General features: G+C 61.6%; 24 protein-coding genes. 10 read left to right on the forward strand and 14 right to left on the reverse strand.

Annotated elements, in window-relative coordinates; translation table 11 throughout:
* Position 1: 1 nt before the first annotated feature.
* From mltB to ACP7EW_RS26615, 7 genes are all read left to right on the forward strand, one after another.
* Entirely contained in the window at positions 2-1,012 is a 1,011-nt protein-coding gene (gene mltB / locus ACP7EW_RS26585; RefSeq protein WP_010206788.1) for a lytic murein transglycosylase B, read from the forward strand.
* Positions 1,012-2,010 (forward strand): septal ring lytic transglycosylase RlpA family protein, encoded by a 999-nt coding sequence (locus tag ACP7EW_RS26590; protein ID WP_033896438.1) that lies wholly within the window; start codon positions 1,012-1,014, stop codon positions 2,008-2,010. The genes mltB and ACP7EW_RS26590 overlap by 1 nt, the downstream gene beginning before the upstream one ends.
* 180 nt (positions 2,011-2,190) lie before the next feature.
* Positions 2,191-3,348 carry a D-alanyl-D-alanine carboxypeptidase family protein gene (locus ACP7EW_RS26595; protein WP_426220991.1) on the forward strand — a complete coding sequence of 386 codons (1,158 nt, stop codon included), beginning with the start codon at positions 2,191-2,193 and terminating at the stop codon, positions 3,346-3,348.
* A gap of 84 nt (positions 3,349-3,432) precedes the next feature.
* Complete coding sequence (locus tag ACP7EW_RS26600) at positions 3,433-3,708, forward strand: DUF493 domain-containing protein (protein WP_010206784.1); 276 nt, start codon at positions 3,433-3,435, stop codon at positions 3,706-3,708.
* On the forward strand, positions 3,708-4,355 hold the full coding sequence (gene lipB, locus ACP7EW_RS26605) for a lipoyl(octanoyl) transferase LipB (RefSeq protein WP_177112015.1): 648 nt from the start codon (positions 3,708-3,710) through the stop codon (positions 4,353-4,355). Before ACP7EW_RS26600 ends, lipB begins: the two co-directional genes overlap by 1 nt.
* A gap of 26 nt (positions 4,356-4,381) precedes the next feature.
* Positions 4,382-5,383, forward strand: a complete 1,002-nt coding sequence (lipA, locus tag ACP7EW_RS26610) for a lipoyl synthase (RefSeq protein WP_017735632.1) — start codon at positions 4,382-4,384, stop codon at positions 5,381-5,383.
* Positions 5,384-5,538: 155 nt separating this feature from the next.
* Positions 5,539-6,456, forward strand: a complete 918-nt coding sequence (locus ACP7EW_RS26615; protein ID WP_426220993.1) for a S66 peptidase family protein — start codon at positions 5,539-5,541, stop codon at positions 6,454-6,456.
* Between the two features lie 125 nt (positions 6,457-6,581).
* On the opposite strand, the gene ACP7EW_RS26620 is transcribed toward ACP7EW_RS26615, so the two are convergent.
* The 5 genes from ACP7EW_RS26620 to leuS form a co-directional block, all read right to left on the reverse strand.
* Positions 6,582-7,907, reverse strand: a complete 1,326-nt coding sequence (locus ACP7EW_RS26620) for a lytic murein transglycosylase (protein ID WP_426220995.1) — start codon at positions 7,905-7,907, stop codon at positions 6,582-6,584.
* A 61-nt stretch (positions 7,908-7,968) separates the two neighbouring features.
* Complete coding sequence (gene arfA / locus ACP7EW_RS26625; protein WP_003176285.1) at positions 7,969-8,133, reverse strand: alternative ribosome rescue factor ArfA; 165 nt, start codon at positions 8,131-8,133, stop codon at positions 7,969-7,971.
* An 84-nt stretch (positions 8,134-8,217) separates the two neighbouring features.
* The gene (holA, locus tag ACP7EW_RS26630; protein WP_033896443.1) at positions 8,218-9,255 is read right to left on the reverse strand and encodes a DNA polymerase III subunit delta; all 1,038 of its coding nucleotides are present in this window, start codon (positions 9,253-9,255) and stop codon (positions 8,218-8,220) included.
* Between the two features lie 39 nt (positions 9,256-9,294).
* Positions 9,295-9,900, reverse strand: coding sequence for an LPS assembly lipoprotein LptE (gene lptE, locus ACP7EW_RS26635; protein ID WP_426220998.1), 606 nt, complete (start codon positions 9,898-9,900; stop codon positions 9,295-9,297).
* A gap of 88 nt (positions 9,901-9,988) precedes the next feature.
* The gene (gene leuS / locus ACP7EW_RS26640) at positions 9,989-12,595 is read right to left on the reverse strand and encodes a leucine--tRNA ligase (protein ID WP_426220999.1); all 2,607 of its coding nucleotides are present in this window, start codon (positions 12,593-12,595) and stop codon (positions 9,989-9,991) included.
* A gap of 261 nt (positions 12,596-12,856) precedes the next feature.
* Between leuS and ACP7EW_RS26645 the strand changes: the two genes are divergently transcribed.
* Together ACP7EW_RS26645 and ACP7EW_RS26650 are read left to right on the forward strand one after the other, a co-directional pair.
* Positions 12,857-13,174, forward strand: coding sequence for a hypothetical protein (locus ACP7EW_RS26645; protein ID WP_038847513.1), 318 nt, complete (start codon positions 12,857-12,859; stop codon positions 13,172-13,174).
* Between the two features lie 113 nt (positions 13,175-13,287).
* Positions 13,288-14,049, forward strand: a complete 762-nt coding sequence (locus tag ACP7EW_RS26650; protein WP_426221002.1) for a YdcF family protein — start codon at positions 13,288-13,290, stop codon at positions 14,047-14,049.
* A 14-nt stretch (positions 14,050-14,063) separates the two neighbouring features.
* Here the strand turns inward: ACP7EW_RS26650 and lnt are convergent, their stop codons facing one another.
* The 5 genes from lnt to miaB form a co-directional block, all read right to left on the reverse strand.
* Positions 14,064-15,587: an apolipoprotein N-acyltransferase gene (lnt, locus tag ACP7EW_RS26655; RefSeq protein WP_033896448.1), complete on the reverse strand. Its 1,524-nt coding sequence runs from the start codon at positions 15,585-15,587 to the stop codon at positions 14,064-14,066.
* A gap of 8 nt (positions 15,588-15,595) precedes the next feature.
* Positions 15,596-16,435 (reverse strand): HlyC/CorC family transporter, encoded by an 840-nt coding sequence (locus ACP7EW_RS26660; protein WP_010206772.1) that lies wholly within the window; start codon positions 16,433-16,435, stop codon positions 15,596-15,598.
* Positions 16,436-16,476: 41 nt separating this feature from the next.
* Positions 16,477-16,935: an rRNA maturation RNase YbeY gene (gene ybeY / locus ACP7EW_RS26665; protein ID WP_426221005.1), complete on the reverse strand. Its 459-nt coding sequence runs from the start codon at positions 16,933-16,935 to the stop codon at positions 16,477-16,479.
* Positions 16,928-17,932: a PhoH family protein gene (locus ACP7EW_RS26670; RefSeq protein WP_426221007.1), complete on the reverse strand. Its 1,005-nt coding sequence runs from the start codon at positions 17,930-17,932 to the stop codon at positions 16,928-16,930. Before ACP7EW_RS26670 ends, ybeY begins: the two co-directional genes overlap by 8 nt.
* 113 nt (positions 17,933-18,045) lie before the next feature.
* Positions 18,046-19,374, reverse strand: a complete 1,329-nt coding sequence (gene miaB, locus ACP7EW_RS26675; protein ID WP_426221009.1) for a tRNA (N6-isopentenyl adenosine(37)-C2)-methylthiotransferase MiaB — start codon at positions 19,372-19,374, stop codon at positions 18,046-18,048.
* Positions 19,375-19,505: 131 nt separating this feature from the next.
* Between miaB and ACP7EW_RS26680 the strand changes: the two genes are divergently transcribed.
* Positions 19,506-19,832 carry a DUF1820 family protein gene (locus tag ACP7EW_RS26680; RefSeq protein ID WP_003194436.1) on the forward strand — a complete coding sequence of 109 codons (327 nt, stop codon included), beginning with the start codon at positions 19,506-19,508 and terminating at the stop codon, positions 19,830-19,832.
* 8 nt (positions 19,833-19,840) lie between these two features.
* On the opposite strand, the gene ACP7EW_RS26685 is transcribed toward ACP7EW_RS26680, so the two are convergent.
* The 4 genes from ACP7EW_RS26685 to ACP7EW_RS26700 all read right to left on the reverse strand — a co-directional run bounded on the left by ACP7EW_RS26685 (position 19,841) and on the right by ACP7EW_RS26700 (position 23,361).
* On the reverse strand, positions 19,841-20,395 hold the full coding sequence (locus ACP7EW_RS26685) for a tetratricopeptide repeat protein (RefSeq protein ID WP_426221011.1): 555 nt from the start codon (positions 20,393-20,395) through the stop codon (positions 19,841-19,843).
* A 225-nt stretch (positions 20,396-20,620) separates the two neighbouring features.
* Positions 20,621-21,904: a glutamate-1-semialdehyde 2,1-aminomutase gene (gene hemL / locus ACP7EW_RS26690; RefSeq protein WP_016973898.1), complete on the reverse strand. Its 1,284-nt coding sequence runs from the start codon at positions 21,902-21,904 to the stop codon at positions 20,621-20,623.
* Positions 21,905-21,921: 17 nt separating this feature from the next.
* Positions 21,922-22,545 (reverse strand): thiamine phosphate synthase, encoded by a 624-nt coding sequence (thiE, locus tag ACP7EW_RS26695; RefSeq protein ID WP_426221013.1) that lies wholly within the window; start codon positions 22,543-22,545, stop codon positions 21,922-21,924.
* An 18-nt stretch (positions 22,546-22,563) separates the two neighbouring features.
* Positions 22,564-23,361 carry a hydroxymethylpyrimidine/phosphomethylpyrimidine kinase gene (locus ACP7EW_RS26700; RefSeq protein ID WP_426221015.1) on the reverse strand — a complete coding sequence of 266 codons (798 nt, stop codon included), beginning with the start codon at positions 23,359-23,361 and terminating at the stop codon, positions 22,564-22,566.
* Positions 23,362-23,416 lie beyond the last annotated feature (55 nt).

A 23,416-nucleotide genomic window follows, 5' to 3' on the forward strand; every position in this document is an offset into this window, starting at 1 on the left:
AATGCAAGTAATGCGCGGCTGGGCGACTCGGCACGCGTCCTGGATGGGCCTGATTGGCCTGCTGGGCGCAACGCAAGAGGCGCAGGCCGGTGACTACGATGGTTCACCCCAGGTCGCCGAGTTTGTCGGTGAAATGACCCGCGACTATGGTTTCGCCGGTGAGCAACTGATGGGTGTGTTCCGCGAGGCACAGAAAAAGCAGGCGATCCTTGACGCCATCTCTCGCCCCGCCGAACGGGTGAAACAGTGGAAGGAATACCGCCCGATGTTCCTCACCGACGCGCGCGTGGCGCGAGGTGTGGACTTCTGGCGCCAGCACGAAGCGGTGCTGGCTCGCGCCGAGCAGGAATACGGCGTACCGGCCCAGGTGATCGTCTCGATCATTGGCATCGAAACTTTTTACGGGCGCAATACCGGCAGTTACCGGGTGATCGACGCGTTGTCGACCCTGGGCTTCGATTACCCGCCACGTGCTGACTTCTTCCGCAAGGAGCTGCGCGAATTCCTGCTGCTGGCCCGCGAAGAACAGGTCGACCCGCTGACCCTAAAAGGCTCCTACGCCGGAGCGATGGGCTTGCCGCAGTTCATGCCGAGCAGCTTCCGCGCTTATGCAGTGGATTTTGACGGCGACGGGCATATCAATATCTGGAGCAACCCAGACGATGCTATTGGCAGCGTGGCCAGCTACTTCAAGCGCCACGGCTGGGTAGCCGGCGAACCGGTGGTAATCCGCGCCGATGTCACTGGTGACCGCGCCGATGAAGGCCTGACCCAGGGCATTGAGCCGGCCAAGACGGTCGGGGAGTTGCGGGCGCTGGGCTGGTCGAGTCAGAATGCGCTGCCGGATGATATGCCGGTCACGGCGTTCCGCCTTGAAGGCGAAAACGGCCCGGAATACTGGATGGGCCTGAAGAATTTCTACGCAATCACGCGTTATAACCGCAGTGTGATGTACGCCATGGCCGTGCATCAGCTGTCAGACATGCTGGTCCAAGCACGGGGCAACAAGTAATGCGGGCATCGCCGTTCAATCAACCGCTCAAGCTGGTGGCGTTCGCCGCGTTGTCCCTGCTGGTCGTCAGTTGCTCCACCAGCCGTGGCCCGGCGCAGAAGTCCGGGGGCGCGGTCGTCCGTTCCCAGCCGGGCCTGGACATCAACCGCGCACACAAAGACGGCGCGCCGTGGTGGGACGTCGACGTGTCGAAGATCCCGGATGCCACGCCGACCCTGCACACCGGTCCGTACAAGGCCAACCCCTATACCGTGCTGGGCAAGAGCTACTTCCCGCTGCAGGAATCCAAGACCTACGTGCAGTCGGGCACGGCGTCCTGGTATGGCACCAAATTCCACGGCCAGAACACCGCCAACGGCGAAGTGTATGACCTGTACGGCATGAGCGCCGCGCACAAGACCTTGCCGCTGCCCAGCTATGTCCGTGTGACCAACCTGGACAACAACCGCACAGTGATCCTGCGTGTGAACGACCGTGGCCCGTTCTACTCGGACCGCATCATCGACTTGTCCTACGCTGCCGCGAAGAAACTCGGTTACGCCGAAACCGGCACCGCACGCGTGAAAGTCGAAGGTATCGACCCGGCGCAGTACTGGGCCCAGCGTGGCAAACCCGCGCCGTTGATGCTCAACGAGCCGCAAACCCAACAGCCGCAAGTGACCGCCTCTACCGGCAAGATCGAGCAGTGGACGCCGCCACCGGCACAGCACGCGCCTGACACGGTGGTCGTGCCCCATGCCGCGCCTGGCGCTTCGATGGCCGGCGGGCAATACCTGCAGGTCGGCGCTTTCGCCAACCCGGATGCGGCAGAACTGTTAAGGTCCAAGCTCAGTGGCATGGTCAACGCGCCAGTGTTCATCAGCTCCATCGTGCGTAACCAGCAGACATTGCACCGTGTGCGCATGGGCCCGATCGGCTCGCCGAGCGAAGTGGCACAAGTACAGAACAGCGTACGCATGGCCAACCTGGGGCAACCCAGCGTGGTCACTGCCGAATAATAGAGAATTGATGGTTCAGGCTCGTGCGCGGGCTCGAACCCTGGTTGTTGGCTCGTTGAACAATAAAAACCCAGGGGCAAGGGGTGAGCGGGCAACCGAACACGCGACAGTCTGGCAACGGGCTGTCTGAATAAGTTTTGCCCGCGAGGGCAAGTTTCCATAAGCAATTTCGAGAGACGGATGAACATCACCACCTTAGCCAAACGCACGTGCCTGCTTCTTTCGCTGATCATCACCCCGGCCGCCTGGGCCGTTGAAATGGTGCCGGCTTCCCCGCAACTGGCCGCCAAGTCCTGGGTCCTCATGGATGCCGCCAGTGGCAACGTGCTGGTCGAGAGCAACGGTGACCAGCGCCTGCCGCCGGCCAGCCTGACCAAACTGATGACCGCCTACATCGCGACCCTGGAAATCCGTCGCGGCCAGATCGGCGAAAACGACCCGGTCACCGTCAGCGAAAACGCCTGGCGTACCGGCGGTTCGCGGATGTTCATCAAGGTCGGCTCGCAAGTCACTGTGAGCGACCTTCTGCACGGCATCATCATCCAGTCGGGTAACGACGCCAGTGTCGCCCTGGCCGAGCACATCGCCGGCAGCGAAGACGCGTTCGCCGACATGATGAACAAAACCGTGGCCGACCTGGGCATGACCAACAGCCACTTCATGAACCCGACCGGTCTGCCGAACCCAGAGCACTACTCGTCGGCTCACGACATGGCGATCCTGGCACGCGCGATCATCCGCGTTGACCCGGTGCACTACGCGATCTACTCCCAGAAGGAATTCTTCTGGAACAACATCAAGCAGCCTAACCGCAACCTGCTGCTGTGGCGCGACAAGACCGTTGACGGTCTGAAAACCGGCCACACCGACGAAGCCGGCTACTGCATGGTGTCGTCTGCTGTGCGTGACGGCCAACGCCTGATCGCCGTGGTCTTCGGCACCAACAGTGAGCAGGCCCGTGCGGCCGAGACGCAAAAACTGCTGACCTACGGTTTCCGTTTCTTCGAAACCCAGACCTTCTACCAGAAGGGTGCTGAACTGGCGACCGCGCCGGTGTGGAAAGGCGCGACCTCCCAGGTCAAAGCCGGCCTGGCCGAAGACCTGACCCTGACCATGCCTAAAGGCCAGCTGAAAAAGCTCGCGGCCAGCATGACCATGAACCCGCAATTGGTTGCTCCAATCGCCAAGGGTGACGTGATCGGCAAGGTCGAAGTGAAGCTGGACGACAAGGTGGTACACAGTGCCGACCTGATCGCGCTGGACGCCGTTGACGAAGGTGGTATCTTCCGCCGCGTCTGGGATAGCATCCGTCTATTCTTCTACAGCTTGTTCAACTGATAGTGTGCACCTGCAAAGCCCCGTGTTGATCCGACGCGGGGCTTTGCCCGTCGCCACGGCTTACGCTTACGAGGCCGTTACGCCATGACCGATAAAGAAGTAAAGGCGCCAAAGATCGAATTCCCGGTGGTGGACTATCCCATCAAGGTGATCAGCGATACCGGTGTCGGCCGTAAAGACCTGATCCTCGAGATCGTGCGCAAGCACGCAACGATCAACGATCAGCGCGTGGACGAGCGGTCCAGCTCAACCGGCAAATACACCACGATCCAGTTGCACATCGTTGCGATTGATCAAGACCAGCTCTACAACATCAACAGCGAACTGCGGGCCACCGGCTTCGTGCATATGGTGTTGTGATGTCTCAAATCCTGGGCTTTCGCGAGCTCGGCCGGATGGACTATGAGCCCGTCTGGCACGCCATGCAGCGGTTCACCAATGAACGCGGCACGTCGGCCCCCGATGAAATCTGGTTGGTGGAACACCCGCCGGTCTTCACCCAGGGCCAGGCCGGCAAGGCTGAGCATCTGCTGCTGCCGGGGGATATTCCGGTGGTGCAGGTCGACCGAGGTGGCCAAGTGACTTACCATGGCCCTGGACAACTTGTCGCATACCTCTTGCTGGACGTGCGCAAGCTGGGGTTTGGCGTGCGTGACCTCGTCAGTCGCATGGAGACTTGCCTGATCGAGCTGTTGGCCAGTTACGGCGTGACCGCCGCGGCCAAGCCCGATGCACCGGGTGTGTACGTCGACGGCGCGAAAATCGCTTCCCTGGGGCTGCGGATTCGCCATGGTTGTTCCTTTCATGGGCTGGCCCTGAACGTGGACATGGACCTGGCCCCGTTCCGGCGGATCAACCCGTGTGGCTATGCCGGGTTGGCGATGACGCAACTGAGTGACCATGCTTCACCGATTAAATTTGCCGAGGTGAGTGCCCGGCTGCGTGCGCAGCTCGTCAAACACCTCGACTATGCTGAGCAGACGACCCTTACGGGCGGAATCGACTGATTATGACTACTGATGCAGTGCAAACCATGATCCCGACGGTGGACGTTACCGACCGTCCGGCCCCGGCCCCGCGTGCCAAGGTGGAAGCCGGCGTCAAGCTGCGCGGCGCCGAGAAGGTTGCACGCATCCCGGTGAAGATCATTCCGACCACCGAACTGCCGAAGAAACCCGACTGGATCCGCGTGCGCATCCCGGTTTCGCCGGAAGTCGACCGTATCAAGGCGCTGCTGCGCAAACACAAGCTGCACAGCGTGTGCGAAGAAGCGTCCTGCCCGAACCTGGGTGAGTGCTTCTCCGGCGGCACTGCGACCTTCATGATCATGGGTGACATTTGCACCCGTCGTTGCCCGTTCTGCGACGTCGGCCACGGCCGTCCGAAGCCACTGGACGTCAACGAACCGGAAAGCCTGGCCATTGCCATCGCCGACCTGCGCCTCAAGTACGTGGTGATCACCTCGGTCGACCGCGACGACTTGCGTGACGGCGGCGCCCAGCACTTTGCCGACTGCATCCGCGAGATCCGCAAGCTGTCGCCGAACGTGATGCTCGAAACCCTGGTGCCGGACTACCGTGGCCGCATGGACGTGGCGCTGGAAATCACCGCCGCCGAGCCGCCGGATGTGTTCAACCACAACCTGGAAACCGTGCCGCGCCTGTACAAGGCTGCGCGTCCAGGTTCGGACTACCAGTGGTCGCTGACCCTGCTGCAGAAATTCAAGCAGATGATGCCGCACATCCCGACCAAATCCGGCCTGATGCTGGGCCTGGGCGAGACCGACGAGGAAGTCATCGAAGTCATGAAGCGCATGCGCGAGCACGACATCGACATGCTGACCCTGGGCCAGTACCTGCAACCGTCCCGCAGCCACTTGCCGGTGCAGCGTTTCGTGCACCCGGACACCTTCGCCTGGTTCGCCGAGGAAGGTTACAAGATGGGCTTCAAGAACGTGGCGTCGGGCCCGTTGGTACGCTCTTCGTACCATGCGGACGAGCAGGCCAAGCTGGTCAAGGCGAGCCTGGTTTCGTAAACCGTACCGAAATTGAACGTGCATGCGGGCTTGTGTGGGAGCGGGCTTGCTCGCGAAGGCGGTGTTTCAGTCACCTGATTAGTTGACTGACACTCTGTATTCGCGAGCAAGCCCGCTCCCACATTTGGTTCCGCGTCAGCCAAGGAGAGCTGTGGATGAGCATCGCCGTACCTGCCTTGCGATCCGAAGGCACCATCGCCCTGATCGCCCCCGCCGGCCCCGCCACCCTGGACGTGGAAAAAGCCGGCCAATGGGTGCGCGCTCGCGGTTACGACCTGCGAATCTTCCCCGGCGTCTATGAGCGCGACGGCTACCTTGCCGGCAGCGATAAAACCCGCCTCAACGACCTTCACAACGCCTTCGCCAACCCTGACATCGACGCCATTTTCTGCCTGCGCGGCGGCTACGGCACGCCACGCTTGCTCGATAGCCTGGACTTCGACCTGCTGCGAGCCAACCCCAAGCCATTCGTAGGCTACAGTGACATCACCGCGTTGCACCTGGCCATCAGCCGCTACGCCGGTTTCGTGACCTTCCACGGTCCGATGCTCAACGCCGACCTGTTGGGTGACAAGCAACAACCTACCGAGTCTTCATTGTTCAGCATGCTACGCGGTCAACTAGGTACCGGGAGCGTGCTCGCGCACCCGGCAGCCTTTCCGCTGACCACCATTGAGCCTGGCATCGCCTGTGGGCGCCTGTTGGGTGGCAACCTGTCGATGATCGCGGCGGTCATGGGCACGCCTTTTGAGATCGACGCTGAAGGCATCATTCTGCTGATCGAAGACGTCAACGAGCCGATCTACCGCATCGACCGCCTGCTGACGCACCTGCGGTTGGCCGGCAAGCTGGCGCAGGTTGCCGGCGTACTGGTGGGGGATGTGGCGGGCGTGGAGGGTGTTGCGCTGGAGAGGCTGCTCAAGCAGACCTTCGAACCGTTGCGCATTCCGGTGTTGTCCGGCTGGCGCAGTGGGCATTGCGATCCGAACCTGACGCTGCCGATGGGCGCGTTGGTGCGGTTGGATGCGGGGGAGCAGCGGTTGGTGTTGGAGCAGGATGTAGTCTTTAAATAGCTGTTGCCTGTGATGCCGCTTTCGCGAGCAAGCCCGCTCCCACATTCAACCGAGTTCCAACTTTGGAATGCAGTCAAATGTGGGAGCGGGCTTGCTCGCGAAGATGGTAGTCGCCATACGCAAATCTAACGGTTCTGCAACGACTCCAGCAACTTCACCGTCGGATACCCATCTGCCGGCCAGCCCAGCGCTTGCTGCGCCGCACGAATCGCCTTGCGCGTATTGGCGCCGATAATCCCGTCCGGGTTACCCGCGTCGTAGCCATTGGCGCTCAAGGCCGTCTGCAAGTCGATGCGCTGCGAGCGGCTCAATGGCAGCTCATCCTTCGGCCAATCGCCACGAATCACGCCACCACCACCGAAGCGTTCCGACAGCAGGCCGACCGCCAGTGCGTAGGACGACGAGTTGTTGTATTTGAGGATCGCACGGAAGTTATCCAGCACCAGGAACGCCGGGCCACGGTAACCGGCCGGCAGCAGCAGGGCGGCGGACAGTTGGCCGACATTTGGCGGCATGCTTGCACCAAAGGGCAACTGGATACCGAGTTTCATCCATTCGGCAACCGTCTTGCGTACACCACCATCGGCCAAGGCGTAATCAAAGTTCGCCGGCAGTTGTTTCACCTCGAAACCCCACGGCTGGCCTTTCTGCCAGCCGGAGCTTTGCAGGTAGTGCGCGGTGGAGGCGAGGGCGTCGGCCGGGCTGTTCCAGATATCGCGGCGACCGTCGCCATCGAAGTCCACGGCGTGGGTGTTGTAGGTGGTCGGGATAAACTGGGTCTGGCCCATGGCACCGGCCCAGGAGCCTTTCATCTGGTCGGCCTGGATGTCGCCGTGCTGGATGATCTGCAACGCGGCCAGCAATTGCGCCTGGGCGAATGCCGGGCGGCGGCCTTCGTAAGCCAGGGTCGCGAGGGAGCGGATTACCGAGTTATTGCCCTGGAACTGGCCGAAGTTGCTCTCCATGCCCCAGACCGACACCAATGCCTGGCGGTCGACGCCATAACGTTGTTCGATGCTCTGCAGGATGTCGGCGTACTTGATCAACAGCGCCTGGCCATTGCGTACGCGCAGGGGCGAGAGGGCGCCGTCGAGGTATTCCCACACTGGGCGGGAAAACTCCGGCTGGCTGCGGTCGGCGCGGATGACCGCCATGTCGGGGGTGACGTTGGCGAACGCGTTGTCGAACACCGCAGCAGTGATGCCAGCCTGCAGGGCTTGCACGCGGAAACCCGCCTGCCATTCGGCGAAGGTCTGGGTCGGTTGGATATCCAGATTGTCCACAGCCAGCGGGGCCACGACAGCGGGCGCTACCACAGGGGCGGTCTGGAGCTTGGGCAGGGGTTGAGCGTCGGCGGCGGTGGGTTTTTCCGCGCAGGCGACGAGCAGAATGAGGCTGGAGGCAGCGATCAATTGGCGAAGGTGCCAACGACGGGAAAGACTAGAGGGCATGCACAGGTCCAGGGATTACAAATCAGGTGCAGACCTTATCATGCCAGAGGGGGGCTTGCCTTCAGGCAGCCAGAAAGTAAGAAGCCTCCCAGCTATTAGACTGGAAGGCTTCGCGACGGTAGCTGCCTTTGCCCTTGCCGGCGCGTTCTTGACGGCTGCGGAACAGTGGCTGGGCGATGATGGATTTGGCCTTGTTGGGGCCATGCTTGGATGGCTTTTTACTCATGGTCGTTACTCTCGGTAGGTGGGATGAAGCGGTGCAAATCATCTGCCGATGTTGCGCCGCTGTAAAGCCCTTCGAGAGGTAGGACTATTCTGCCGGCAGTGTCAGGCGCTGGCCGGCCATTAACAGCGACAAACGGCTCAGGCTCATCCACGGCGAACCGGCCGCTTGGCCCTTGATCTGCGCGTCAATGCGCTGCGCTTCCAGCAAGAGCTGCGCCCAGCGTTGCGCCGAGTGCCTTTGCAGGGCTTTGCTCATCAGCGGTTTTCGCTTGTCCCACACCGGGGGTCGGGCCTGGCTGAAGCATTTGTCCAACGGCGTGCCCTGGCTGTATTGCAGCGCAATATTGGCCAGTACTCGCAACTCCCGGGCCAGGGCCCAGAGAATGACCGGTGGTTCCACGCCTTCGCCGCGCAGGCCTTCGAGCATGCGCAGGGCGTGGGCGGGTTCGCCATTGAGGATCGCGTCCACCAGCCCGAACACATCAAAGCGCGCGCTATCGGCCACGGCACCTTGGACGGTCTCGACGGTAATCTGCCCATCTTCGGCCATCAGCTTGAGCTTTTCGATCTCCTGGGCGGCGGCCAGCAAGTTGCCTTCGACCCGGGCGGCGATCAGCTCCACCGCGTCCTGGGTTGCCGACAGCCCCGATTGGGATAGGCGCTGGCGAATCCACTGCGGCAACTGGTTGCTGTCCACTGGCCAGATCTGGATGAACTGGGTTTGCGCCCCTTCCACCAGGGCCTTGCCCCACTTGGTTTTCTGCGCACTGCCGTCAAGCTTGGGCAGGCTGATCAACAGCACTGTGTCTTCGGCGGGGCGTGAGCAGTATTCCATCAGGGCGGCGGCGCCTTTGTCCCCAGGCTTGCCCGAAGGCAGGCGCAGTTCCAGCAGGCGCTTTTCGGCAAACAGCGACATGCTCGCGCCGGCTTGCAGCAGCGTGCCCCAGTCGAAACTGGCGTCGGCGCTGAACACCTGGCGTTCGTCGAAGCCTTGCTGGCGTGCAGCGGTGCGGATGGCGTCGGCGGCTTCCTGGCACAGCAGCGGGTCATCGCCGCTGACGATATAGACAGGCGCAAGGCCACCTTGCAGGTGTTTGGCGAGTTGGGCGGGAGCGAGTTTCATAGGCAGGGCGAACGGGGCGCTTGGGGCGCCCCGTCTGGCTTACTCGACAGGGACTTCAACAGGCGATTGCTTCGGCGTGTTGTCTTCGTACTCCTTGGCGGCTTTCAGCGCGTCGGCGTCGGCCTTGGCCTTGTTGTCAGCCTGTTGCTGCAAGGTCTCTAGTTGTTCCGGGGTAATCATCGACAGACGCAGCACCATGCGCTGTACCAGTTCGCGACGCATTTCCTTGCGTACCTGGGTGATTTCGGAGTCCGAACCCACCAGGTTGTTGCCGTCGTGGCTGACGATTTTCTGTACTTGGATGCTGTCACCCATCAAAGGCAGGTGGTCACGGCCCTGGACTTCAAAGGTGAGCTGGGTTGCCAGTTCGATATCGGACGCACGCCCGGCGCTGGCGTAGCTCAGGTTGCGCTGGGTTTCTTTTTCGTTGGCCAGGAACAGCTTGTAGGTCGCGCCGGTGTAGACGTGAACGCCGCTGTTTTCCAGGACCTGGCGCAGCTGGGTCACGGTTTCGCTGTAGGCGTCGCGGGCACTGACGTCCAGTTCCTTGATCGCGAGGTCGTTGGTGCCGGTGCCGCGCAGCTGGAAGCCGCAAGCGCTCAGCAGTACGGCAAGGCCCATCACCAGCAAATTGCGTTTGATCATTGTGTTGCTCCCCTTGAAACCATGTGGGCCTTATCGAGGCCCTGAAGGCTTTATTCGGCGCAAGGCTCTAGCCCTGCGCCCGATCCGATTAGCTAGCGACGATATTGACCAGTTTGCCAGGCACCACGATCACTTTGCGGATTGTCAGGCCCTCGGTAAAGCGCAGTACGTTTTCGTTGACGCGGGCAGCCGCCTCGACGTCTTCGCGGCTGGCGGTGGCCGGCATGTCGATCTGGCCACGCAGTTTACCGTTGACCTGGATCACCAGTTGCAGCGTGTCCTGTACCAGGGCGCTGTCATCCTGCACCGGCCAGCGTGCGTCGATGACGGCGTCGCTGTGGCCCAAACGGTTCCACAGGTCGTGGCTGATGTGCGGCGTGATCGGCGCCAGCAGCAGGGTGACCGTTTCCAGGCCTTCCTGTACCAATGCGCGATCCTGTTCGGTGGCTTGTGGCGCTTTTTCCAGCACGTTCATCAGCGTCATCACCTGGGCGATGGCGGTGTTGAACTTGTGGTTCTGGCCCACGTCCTGGCTGGCTTGCTTGATGGCCAGGTGGGTGCTGCGGCGAATCAGTTTCTGCTCGTCGCTCAAGGCGGCCACGTCCAGCTTGCCCGGCAGGCCCTGGCTGATGTGGGCATGCGCCAGGCGCCAGACGCGCTTGAGGAAACGGTGCGAACCTTCGACGCCGGAGTCGGACCATTCGGCGCTCATGTCAGGCGGCGAGGCGAACATCATGAACAGGCGGCAGGTGTCGGCGCCGAACTGGTCGATCATCGACTGCGGGTCAACGCCGTTGTTCTTCGACTTGGCCATCTTCTCGGTGCCACCGATTTCCACCGGCAGGCCGTCGGCGATCAGTTTGGCGCTAATGACCTTGGCTTTGCTGTCGCGCTCAAGCTCAACGTCAGCCGGGTTAAACCAGGTGTAGGCACCGTTGGCTTCGCGGCGATAGTAAGTCTCGGCGACCACCATGCCCTGGGTCAGCAGGTTCTTGAACGGCTCATCGGAGCTCACCAGGCCTTCGTCACGCATCAGCTTGTGGAAGAAACGCGCGTACAGCAGGTGAAGAATGGCGTGTTCGATACCGCCGATGTATTGATCCACCGGCAACCAGTGGTCGGCTGCGGATTTTTCCACCAGGCCGCCCTCGTAGTGCGGCGAGGCGTAGCGGGCGTAGTACCAGGAGGACTCGACGAAGGTGTCCATGGTGTCGGTTTCACGCTTGGCAGGCTGGCCGCATTTCGGGCAGCTGCACTCGTAGAACTCAGGCATGCGCGCCAATGGCGAACCGGCGCCGTCCGGCACCACATCTTCCGGCAGGACCACCGGCAGTTGGTCTTCCGGTACTGGCACGTCGCCACAGCTTTCGCAGTGGATGATCGGGATCGGGCAGCCCCAGTAGCGCTGGCGGCTGATGCCCCAGTCGCGCAGGCGGAACTGGGTGCGCGAGGCGCCTAGACTTTTCTTGATCAATGCCACTTCGATCGCATCGAAAGCGCCCTGGAAGTCCAGGCCGTCGAACTCGCCGGAATTGATCAGGGTGCCGTGCTCGCCGTAGGCGTCTTGCCACGGGGCCGGGTTGGTGTCGCCCGAGCTGGTGCGCACCACGGATTTGATCGGCAGGCTGTATTTGGTGGCGAATTCGAAATCGCGCTCGTCGTGAGCCGGCACTGCCATTACGGCGCCATCGCCGTAGTGCATCAGCACGTAGTTGGCGACCCACACCGGCAGCTTCTCGCCAGTCAATGGATGCTCAACGAACAGCCCGGTCGGCAGGCCTTTTTTCTCCTGGGTGGCGACGTCGGCTTCGGCCACGCTGCCGCCTTTGCATTCAGCGATGAACGCCTGCAGCTCAGGGTTGTTCTGTGCGGCCTGCGTGGCCAGCGGGTGTTCGGCGGCCACGGCGACGTAAGTCGCTCCCATTAAAGTGTCCGGACGGGTAGTGAAGACTTTGAGCGCGCCCGCTTCGCCGATCGAGTCGACGTTGTACGGGAACTGCACTTCCATGCCCTTGGATTTGCCGATCCAGTTGCGTTGCATGGTCTTGACCTGTTCAGGCCAGCCCGGCAGGTCGTCGAGGCTCGACAAGAGTTCATCCGCGTAGGCGGTGATCTTGAAGTAGTACATCGGGATTTCGCGCTTTTCGATCAGCGCGCCGGAGCGCCAGCCGCGACCGTCGATCACTTGCTCGTTGGCCAGTACGGTCTGGTCCAGCGGGTCCCAGTTCACGGTGCCGCTCTTCTTGTAGATCACGCCTTTTTCGAACAGGCGCGTGAACAGCCACTGTTCCCAGCGGTAGTAATCCGGCTTGCAGGTGGTCACTTCACGGGACCAGTCCACTGCCAGGCCCAGGCTGCGCAGCTGGCTCTTCATGTAGGCGATGTTTTCGTAGGTCCACTTGGCGGGGGCTACGTTGTTTTTCATCGCGGCGTTTTCCGCCGGCATGCCGAAGGCGTCCCAACCCATGGGTTGCAGAACGTTCTTGCCTTGCATGCGCTGGTAGCGGGAAATCACGTCGCCGATGGTGTAGTTACGCACGTGCCCCATGTGTAGCTTGCCGCTGGGGTAAGGGAACATCGATAGGCAGTAGTAAGTCTCCTTGCCTGGCTGTTCACTGACTTCAAAGGACTTTTGCTCGTCCCAGAAGGTTTGGGCGGCATTTTCTATTTCACGGGGCTGATATTGTTCGTGCATGGCTACTTTTGAACTGAATAGGGGTGGCCTAATCCTCTTCGGTGCAACGTTCAGGTTGATCGACACCAAAAAGCGGCGCGTCCGTGCCCAAACCCTGCGGGAAGTGGAGTTACAGGAAGCGCCGTAGCATACATGACCCCACTCTATCGAGGGAAACCCTGATTGCGCAGGCAGGGCCGTCTGTCGCGGCGCCAGGCGTGCCCGGCCACGAGGACTACGCTGTTTATTGGGGAGCAAGTCTTTCTTCAATGAGGTGAGGGGATGGTTGAATCGCAAAGAATCGTATCGAAACCGGATGTCTACGAAGGACTGATCGACCGCTTGGGTCGTGCATTGGATGCAGCGAGGACAGCGGGCCGATTGCGTGATGAACGGCCTGTGGAGTTGGAACTGCGCGGTCTGAGTCGCGCGGAGCTGGAACTGATCAAGGCGTATCTGGAAAGGAATGGGCGCAGTGCGCCTCCTTGGGTGGCAACCCCGCCAATCAAGGAGCCTACGCATTCAGCCAAGGTGGTGTGGCTCAAGGACTTGTCGGCCGGTCGTGGCCCGGAAAAGCTCCGGTCCGCCCGCTACAAGTAATTCATTGCCCCCTGAACGGCTTCACCACGCCGTTTCACTGTAAGCATGTCACCGTAAAGATTGTCGCTAAACCCCGTTACACCTTAGGCTTCGGGCATCTATGGAGATGCCCGATGCCTATTCGTTATTTCATCAAACAACTGCTTCTGCCGCCCGGCATTCTCTTGCTGTTGCTGGCGCTTGCTTGGTGGTTTCGCCGTAGCCGGCCGCGTTTGGCGGCGTGTTGCTTTACCCTGGGTTTTGGGGGGATGTGGTTGATCAGCCTGCCGGTCATGGTGGAGTGGGGCGCTCGGGCCCTGGAAACCGAACCGCCATTGGCCAGGGAAGACTGGTCGACCTTGGCCCAGCGCGCTGACGCCATTGTGGTACTGGGTTCCGGACGCGAGCGCGGTGACCCGGCCTGGGGCACCGACCAGCCCACCGGGATCGGCCTGGAACGCCAGCGCTACGCCGCACGACTGGCCAAGGCTTCCGGGCTGCCAGTGCTGACTACCGGCGGCCTGCATTACGGCTCGCCACCCAGCGAAGCGGAGTTGATGGCGGTGTCGATGCAGGATGATTTCGGCGTAGCGGTGCGCTGGAAGGAAGAGCGCAGCCGTACCACTTGGGAAAATGCGCAGATGAGCGCCGAGATTCTATTGCCGGAGGGCATTAAACGCGTGGTGGTGGTGACCCAGGCCTGGCACATGCCGCGTTCGGTGTGGAGCTTTGAGAAGGCAGGCTTCACCGTGGTGCCGGCCCCCGTGGGTTTCCTGGGCGTGGACAACGCTCGGCCGCTGGGTGGGTGGATGCCGGAGTTCGTCTCAGTGTGGCGCAGTGGGCAATTGATCAATGAGGCCGTGGGGCAGTTGGGTTACCGGCTGTTTTACCGATAACCCCGTCGCGAAACCTACAGGGTCTTCGACATCCGGCCCGCCAGCAGCGCCCAGCCAAACAACCCCAGGCACAGAATGATCAATGGCCACGAACGCCATTGCAGGTACGGGGTGAGGTTGTGCATCGGCACCACTTCACCGTAGAGGATGCCGCGCTCGAACTGCGGGATCTGCGCGGTAATCTGCCCGAACGGGTTGATCAAGCCGGTCACCCCATTGTTGGTGGCGCGGATCATCCAGCGCCCGGCTTCCAGTGCACGCATCTGCGCCATTTGCAGGTGCTGCAACGGGCCGATGGAGCGGCCGAACCAGGTGTCGTTGCTGATGGTCAGCAGCAGATCGCTCTGGGCTGACAGGCCGGCAGCGAACTCCGGGTAGACCACTTCGTAGCAGATGAACGGCGCGATCTGATAGCCCTTGGCCTGCAGCATTGCCTGGTCGGCAGGGCCGCGAGCGAAGTCCGACATTGGCAGATCAAAGAACGCAATCAGGCCGCGCAGCATGTCCTGCAGCGGCACGTACTCGCCAAACGGCACCAGCTTCTGCTTGAGGTAGGTGCCGTCGCCTTCGCCGACCACGGTGATGCCGTTGAAGTAGCGCTTCTGGTGATGCACTTCCTGGCGGATCGGTACGCCGGTGATCAGCGCAGTGTGCCGGTCCGCAGCGAACTTGCCCATCATGCCCAGGTAGCCTTCGACAGACTCCTTGAGCACCGGCACGGCGGTTTCCGGCCATACCAGCAGGTCGACGGGCTTGGAGCTGAAGCTCATGTCGCGATACAACGCGAGCTGTGCGTTGAGCTGCTCCGGATCCCACTTCATGCTTTGTTCGACGTTGCCCTGGAGGGCGGCCACGGTCAGTGGCGCACCGGACGGGCTGGTCCAGGCGTGATGCTTGAGCGCCAGGCCGATGGCCCAGGGCGCGACCAGCAGCACCAGGCCTGCGCCGATAAAGGCGTTGCGCTTGCCGGCCAGCAGGCGCGGCAGGTTGCACAGCAGCGCCGCCGTGAGTGCCAGGGCAAAGGAAATCAGCCACATGCCGCCCACGGGGGCCAAGCCCGTCAGCGGGCCGTCAAGCTGACTGTAACCGGAGTACAGCCACGGGAATCCCGTCAGGAACCAGCCGCGAAACGCTTCCTGGCCCACCCACAACGCGGCAAACGTCAGCGCATCCGCCAACGGCGCCTCATTGCGCCGCAACCAGCGCGCCCACAGCCAGGCGGGCAGGGCGAAGAACCAGGCGATGGCGGCGGTAAACAGCAGCATCAGGAAACCCGCCAGCAGCACCGAAGCACCGCCGAAGTGGTGGATGCTGTAGTAGATCCAACTGGTGCCGGCGCCGAACAGGCCGAATCCGAAACACCAGCCGCGACCCAATGCCTGGCGCGGGCTCAGGTCCCGCAGCCCGACATAGAACAGGCCGACCGCGACCAGCGCAAACGGCCACAGGTCGAACGGCGCCAGCGCCAGGGTGGTGATGGCGCCGGCCACCACGGCCAGCAAATTACCGGGCCAGCCGGGGCGGGTTAGGCGCTGCATGTCATTCCTTAGCGGGCAATAGGTGTCAGGCGAATCAAGTGAATCCGGCGGCTGTCGGCATTCAGGATGCGGAAGCGATACGCGCCGATCTCGGTGGTCTCGTTACGTTTTGGCAGATGCCCGAACGCACTCATCACCAGGCCGCCCACGGTATCGAACTCGTCATCGGAGAATTCGCTGTCGAAGAACTCATTGAAGTTCTCGATCGGCGTCAGCGCCTTGATCAGGAAGTCACCGCTGGGCAGTGGCTTGATGTAGCTGTCTTCTTCGACGTCGTGTTCGTCTTCGATGTCGCCGACGATCTGTTCCAGCACGTCTTCAATCGTCACCAGGCCGGCCACGCCGCCGTATTCGTCGATCACGATGGCCATGTGATTGTGGTTGGCGCGGAATTCACGCAGCAACACGTTCAGGCGCTTGGACTCGGGCACGAAGGTGGCCGGACGCAGCAGGTCCTTGATGTTGAAGCTGTCGCCGTTCTCCTTGAGGATCAACGGCAGCAGGTCCTTGGCCAGCAGGACGCCCATGACGTCGTCATGGCTTTCACCGATCACCGGGTAGCGCGAGTGCGCCGAGTCGATCACGGCCGGGAGGAATTCCCGTGGGGTCTGGGTCGCCTTGATGCTGATCATCTGCGAGCGCGGGACCATGATGTCGCGTACTTGCAGGTCAGCCACCTGAATGGCGCCTTCGACGATGGCCAGCGCTTCGCTGTCCAGCAACTTGTTCTGATGGGCCTCGCGCAGCAGCTCAAGCAGCTCCTGGCGGTTTTTCGGCTCGTGGGCAAAAGCCTGGGTCAGTTTACCCAGCCATGACTTCTGCCCGTTGCTCGATCGGTCTTCGCTCATAGCGATTACTCTGAATCCTTTATTGTTACAGTTGAGTGTTTTTAAACTTCGTCGTCGGCATACGGGTCCGGATGACCCAATTCTGCTAGCAACGTTTGTTCCAGTGTTTCCATTTCCTCGGCTTCGTCATCGTCTATATGGTCGTAACCCAAGAGATGCAAGCAGCCGTGGATGACTAGATGGGCCCAATGGGCCTCAAGTTCCTTGCCTTGTTCCTTCGCCTCGCGCTCCACCACGGCGACACAGATGACCAGATCGCCCAGCAGCGGGATATCCAGCAGCTCATCCGGTACGTCGGCGGGAAAGGACAGCACGTTGGTCGCGTAGTCCTTCTGGCGCCAGGTGTGATTCAGTTCGCGGCCCTCGCGCTCGTCCACCAGACGAATGGTCAGCTCCGAGTCGGCGGTGCGCTGGCGCAGGGCCAGGGCGCACCATTGGCGGAACTGGGCTTCACTGGGGGCGGGCGCATCGGTGGCCAGCTGCAGGTCAAGCTCAAGCATCGCGGCGAATGTCCTTGGACAGCCCGTCATCGCGGTGTTCAAAGCGCTCGTAGGCTTCGACAATGCGCTGCACCAGCGGGTGACGCACCACGTCCTTGGGCGAGAAATGCGTGAAACTGATGCCCGGCACGTCCTTGAGCACTTCAATCACGTGGCTCAAGCCCGACTTGGTGCCTTTGGGCAGGTCAACCTGGGTAATGTCGCCGGTGATAATGGCCGTGGAGCCGAACCCGATGCGGGTCAGGAACATCTTCATTTGCTCGACCGTCGTGTTCTGGCTTTCGTCGAGGATGATGAAACTGTTGCTCAAGGTGCGGCCGCGCATGTAGGCCAGCGGGGCGATCTCGATCACCTGGCGCTCGATCAGCTTGGCCACGTATTCAAAGCCGAGCATCTCGTACAGCGCGTCGTAGAGCGGGCGCAGGTACGGGTCGATCTTCTGGGCCAGGTCGCCAGGCAGGAAGCCGAGCTTTTCGCCAGCCTCGACCGCTGGGCGCACCAGCAGGATGCGGCGCACTTGCTCGCGTTCCAACGCGTCGACCGCGCAGGCCACGGCCAGGTAGGTCTTGCCGGTACCGGCGGGGCCGATGCCGAAATTGATGTCGTTACCGAGGATCGCCTTGACGTACTTCTGCTGATTCAAGCCTTTTGGGCGAATCATGCCTTTCTTGGTACGCAGGGCCACGCTGGCTTCAGCGACTGGGTTGTTGGCCAAGTCTTCCACAGCCGATTCCTGCAAATACAGGTGCACGATTTCTGGTGACAGCTCGCTACCCTTGGTTTCGCGGTAGAGACGGCGCAGCAGGTTTTCTGCAGATTGGGTGCGTTGGGCTTCACCAATGAGCTCGAACTGATTGCCGCGGTTGCGGATCTCGATGCCCAGGCGTTGTTCGATCAAGCGCAGGTGCTCGTCGAACTGTCCGCACAGGTTGGCGAAACGGAGAGCCTCAAAGGGCTCGAGAATAAAACGATGGGGTTCTGCTATGGGTGCGTTCAAGGTCGCTTTTAGCCGCCCTTTGGCTGTTGAGGTGAAATAGAGAATAACGCCAGCCGGCTGTGTGCGAAAGCACTTAAACGGCACATGTTGGCTGGCGATAATTCAAAGAGTGATTACGGGATCAACGACCCGCGCAGCGAATGGGGCTGTGCCGCGTCGATGTGCACATCGGCAAACTGGCCGATCAGGGTCGGATTATCGCAACGGAAGTTAACGATTCGGTTGTTCTCGGTACGGCCTTGCAGTTCGCCCGGGTCTTTTTTCGAGTAGTCGGTGACCAGGATGCGCTGGGTGGAACCGACCATTTGTCGGCTGATCTCGAAACCCTGCTGGTTCAAGCGGTGTTGCAGCGCGTTGAGGCGCTCTTTTTTCAGCGCTTCCGGGGTTTCATCCGCCAAGTCGGCCGCCGGCGTGCCGGGGCGCTGGCTGTAGACGAACGAGTAGGAGAAGTCGAAGCCGACGTCTTCGATGAGCTTCATGGTCTGCTGGAAGTCTTTCTCGGTTTCACCGGGGAAACCGACGATAAAGTCCGAGCTGATGCAGATACCCGGCACCGCCGCGCGCAATTTGCGCAGTTTGGATTTGTATTCCAGGGCCGTGTGGTTGCGCTTCATCGCCGCGAGGATGCGATCCGAGCCCGATTGCACCGGCAGGTGCAGGTGCTTGACCAGTTCCGGCACTTCGGCGTGGGCCTGGATCAGCCTGTCGGAGAATTCCAGGGGGTGCGAGGTGGTGTAGCGGATGCGCTCGATACCGTCCACGGCGGCGACCACGCGGATCAATTCCGCCAGGTCGGCCAGGCGGCCGTCGTGGGTCTGGCCGCGATAGCCGTTGACGTTCTGGCCCAGCAGGGTCACTTCGCGCACGCCGTTCTCAGCCAGGTGGATGATTTCCGACAGCACGTCGTCAAACGGCCGGCTGACTTCTTCGCCACGAGTGTAGGGCACCACGCAGAAGGTGCAGTACTTGCTGCAACCTTCCATCACCGACACGTAGGCGCTCGGCCCGTCGATGCGCGGCTCGGGCAAATGGTCGAATTTTTCTATTTCAGGGAATGACACGTCGACCTGTGGCAGCTTGGTAAAGCGCGCCGTGTCGATCATTTCCGGCAGGCGGTGCAGGGTCTGCGGGCCGAAGACCACGTCGACATAGGGCGCGCGGTCGCGGATCGCGGCGCCTTCCTGGCTGGCCACACAACCGCCGACGGCGATCACCATGTCCGGGTTAGCCAGTTTCAATTCGCGCCAGCGGCCCAGCTGGGAGTACACACGGTCCTGGGCCCGCTCGCGGATCGAGCAGGTATTAAGCAGGATCACGTCGGCATCTTCGGCGCGGGCGGTGACTTCCAGGGCCTGGTGTTCACCCAGCAGATCGACCATGCGCGAGCTGTCGTACTCGTTCATCTGGCAACCGTGGGTTTCGATGTAAAGCTTCTTGGCCATGGGAATCGTCAACTGGTGGTAAAGAACCGCGCATTATAGGGGGCATGCCCATTGGTTCCTAGCGTTGTGCATCGGGTGCCATGCTATAGTTCGCGCCCTCTTTTATATCCCCGATGTGTTATTCACCCACCATGACCAAACGTGAAGCTCCAATCTACAAGGTGATTTTCCTCAACCAGGGCCAGGTGTTCGAAATGTACGCCAAGCAGATCTATCAGAGCGATCTGTGGGGTTTCCTGGAGGTGGAAGAGTTCGTCTTTGGCGAGCGCACCCAGTTGGTCGTCGATCCGGGCGAAGAGAAGCTCAAGGCGCAATTCGAAGGCGTGGTGCGCAGCTTTGTGCCGATGCATTCGATTGTGCGCATCGATGAGGTCGAGCGTTTGGGCACGCCGAAGATCAGCGAAGCGCGTGGCACCAGCAATGTGATGCCATTCCCGATGCCGATGCCAGAGAAGTAAAGGCGCTGTCAGGGCAGGGGTGAGAAGGGCGAACGCCCGTCGGCACTCTGCAGTTCCTGAAGGTAATTTCGGAAGATCTGCCCCAGCACCTGGGTCGCCACTTCCAACTCATCGCGCTGCATGTGCTCGGCGACTTCGTCGGCGGTGTCCAGCGCGTCTTCGGCGCCGTTGACCGCGGCCATTTTCAGCACGATATACGCCTGGACGTTGTTGGCCGGCACGCCTTCGCCTTTGAAGAACATGGTGCCCAGCTTGAATTGAGCTTCGGCGTGGCCCTGCAGCGAGGCTTTCTCGAAGTAGCTCAAGGCCTTGTTGAGGTCGCGGGCGGGGTTTTTGCTGTCGTGGAAGTACTCGCCCAACTCGTATTGCGCCTGCGCATCCCCGCCCTCGGCCTGTTTCTGGCACGCGCTCAGGGCTTCGGCCTGGCTGTCTGGCTGGGTATTGAGGGTGCAACGACCCATCGCTGGGATTAACAACGAGTTGCCGCCTGCTTGTGCATGTGCCAGCAGCGGCTGAAGGAGCAACAGGCAGCCCAGAACCAGGGTGCGGCCGGTGCGTTTCATGGGAATCGACTTACCTCTGACGGGGCGCGCGGACCCTCGGGGGATCCAATAAGCGCGCATTATGAAATAAGCAGGCCTCTGCTTACAAAGTCTTTACTCGTTTTTCTGCTGCTTGGGCAAGTTATCTGCCGGATTGCAGGTGATTTCTCTAAAAAACGCGGAAATCTCTGTAAGCAAAGTAGCAAATCAGACACCGTTTGCGCGGTGCCTGATTTGTACGACCCGTTATTTCAATGCGGCAAACGCGCGTTCGGCGGCATCGAGGGTCAGTTTCAGCTCGGCTTCGCCGTGGGCGATCGAGGTGAAGCCGGCTTCGAAAGCGCTTGGCGCCAGGTACACACCGCCTTCCAACATCAGGTGGAAGAAGCGCTTGAACAGATCGGCGTCACTGCCCATCACGTCATCAAAAGTGACGATATCGTCGGCGCCGCTGAAATACAGGCCGAACATCCCGCCCGCCTGGGTGGTGACAAACGGGATACCGGCTGCATCGGCACGCTGTTGCAGGCCGTCGAGCAGGCGCGTGGTGTAGTCGGTCAGCTCGGCGTGGAAGCCCGGGCGGCTGATCAGGCGCAGGGTGGTCAGGCCGGCGGCCATGGCCAACGGGTTACCCGACAAGGTACCCGCCTGGTACACCGGGCCCAGTGGCGCGATGTGCTGCATGATTTCGCGCTTGCCGCCGAAGCAGCCCACCGGCATGCCACCGCCGATGATCTTGCCGAAGGTGCTCAGGTCCGGCGTGACGCCGTAGTGAGCCTGGGCGCCGCCGAGGGCAACGCGGAAACCGGTCATCACTTCGTCGAAAATCAACACCACGCCGTGCTTGTCGCACTGCTCGCGCAGGCCTTCGAGGAAGCCTGGCGCCGGGGGCACGCAATTCATGTTGCCGGCCACCGGCTCGACGATGATGCACGCCACGTCCTGGCCCACTTCATTGAGCATTTGCTCGACGGCGGCGATGTCGTTGAAGGGCAGGGTCAGAGTGTGTTTGGCGAACGCCGCCGGCACACCGGCGGAGCTTGGCACGCCTTGGGTCAGCAGGCCGGAACCGGCTTTCACCAGCAAGCTGTCGGAGTGGCCGTGGTAGCAGCCTTCGAACTTGATGATGCTGTCGCGGCCGGTGAAACCACGGGCCAGGCGGATCGCGCTCATGGTGGCTTCGGTGCCGGAGCTGACCATGCGCACCATTTCCATCGACGGCACGATCGAGCAGACCAGATCGGCCATTTCGGTTTCCATGGCGGTCGGCGCGCCGTAGGACAGGCCGTGTTCCAGTTGCTTGCGCACTGCGTCCAGCACGTCCGGATGGCTGTGGCCGAGGATCATCGGGCCCCAGGAGCCGACGTAATCCACATAGCGCTTGTCATCTTCGTCAGTGACGTAGGCGCCTTCGGCATGCTTGAAGAACAGCGGCGTGCCGCCCACGCTCTTGAACGCACGCACGGGGGAGTTCACACCGCCGGGGATGTGTTTCTGGGCATTGGCAAACAGCGTTTCGGAACGGGACATGATCGGGCTCTCTTGAATCAAATCTGAAAAAGGGCGTTGAACGCACGTGCGCGGCGCGTGACTTCCTGGGTGCTGTCGGCGCCAAACAGGCCATGCACCACCGCCAGCAGGTCGGCGCCGTGGGCCACCAAGGGCTGGGCGTTCTCCAGGGTGATGCCGCCAATCACGCAGATCGGCAGCTGCAAACGTGTACGGGCCTGAGCCAGCATCTCTGTGGTGGCGGCCGGTGCGCCGGGCTTGGTGGTGGAATTGAAGAAGCGGCCGAAGGCGACATAACTGGCGCCTTCCTTGGCGGCCTGCTCGGCCAGTTCGATCTGGCTGTGGCAGGTGGAACCGATGATGGCTTTGGAGCCAAGCAGGGCACGGGCCGGGGTCAGCGGGCCGTCGGTCTGGCCCAGGTGCACACCGACGCCGAGGCGCGCGGCCAGTTCGGCGTCGTCGTTGATGATCAGCTGGGTCTTGTAGCGCGAGCACAGCTCCCGCAGTTTTTCTGCTTCACGCAGGCGCCGGGCTTCGTCGCTGCTTTTGTCGCGGTATTGCAGCAGGGTCACGCCACCGTCCAACGCGGCTTCGACGTAGGCGAGGAATTTACCGGCCAACAGTTGGCTGTCGGTAATGGCGTAAAGGCCACGTAATTTCATCGGGCAGGCCCCTTGATCTTAAGAGCAGAAATCCAGCGGCAACCGGCGCGGTACGAACTGGCCATGGCCGAGTTGTTCGGCGTCACGCAGGGTGCGCCAAGTGTAGTTGAGGGCCGATTGAACGGCGCTCACCAAGCCTTCGCCCTGGGCAATCCGACCGGACAACGCACTGGCCAACGTACAGCCCGAGCCGTGATAGCTGCCGGGCAGGCGCTGGCAGGTAAAGGTCTGGCGTGTGCCGTCGCGGCTGTAGAGGCGGTTGTGCACTTCGTGCTCGTCGCCATGGCCGCCGGTGATCAGCAGGTGCTTGATGTACGGCAACAGTTTCTCGGCGCATTCGTCCGCCGTGCCTTCAGGCAGCTCCGCGAGGATGCGCGCTTCCGGCAGGTTGGGCGTGGCGATCAACGACAGCGGGAAAAGCCGCTCGCGCATTGCATAACCGACTTCGTCCTTGCCCAGGCTGCCACCGCCGCCGGCGCGCAGTACCGGGTCGCACACCACTGGCAGGTGCGGATGCGCTTGCAACAGTTCGACGACGGTGTCGACCATCGCGGTGGAGCCGAGCATGCCCAGCTTGACCGCCGCCACTTCGGAATCGCCGAGCACGGCATTGGCCTGGGCCAGTACCCACTCGCGGTCGAGCACGCGGAAATCGCTGACATTGACGGTGTTTTGCACGGTCAAGGCGGTGACGGCCGCAGCGGCATGGCAACCCTGGGCGAGCAGGGCTTCGATATCTGCCTGCAAGCCGGCGCCACCACTGGGGTCATGGCCGGAGAGACAGAGGACAACGGGACGAGAGCTGTAGATATTCATGGTGCGCGAGCTTACCACCAAACGCTTTTGCCGGGGCCGTCTGGCGATGGTTGAA

The organism is Pseudomonas sp. DWRC2-2, assembly GCF_049897885.1.
GTDB classification, from domain to species: domain Bacteria; phylum Pseudomonadota; class Gammaproteobacteria; order Pseudomonadales; family Pseudomonadaceae; genus Aquipseudomonas; species Aquipseudomonas azotoformans_A.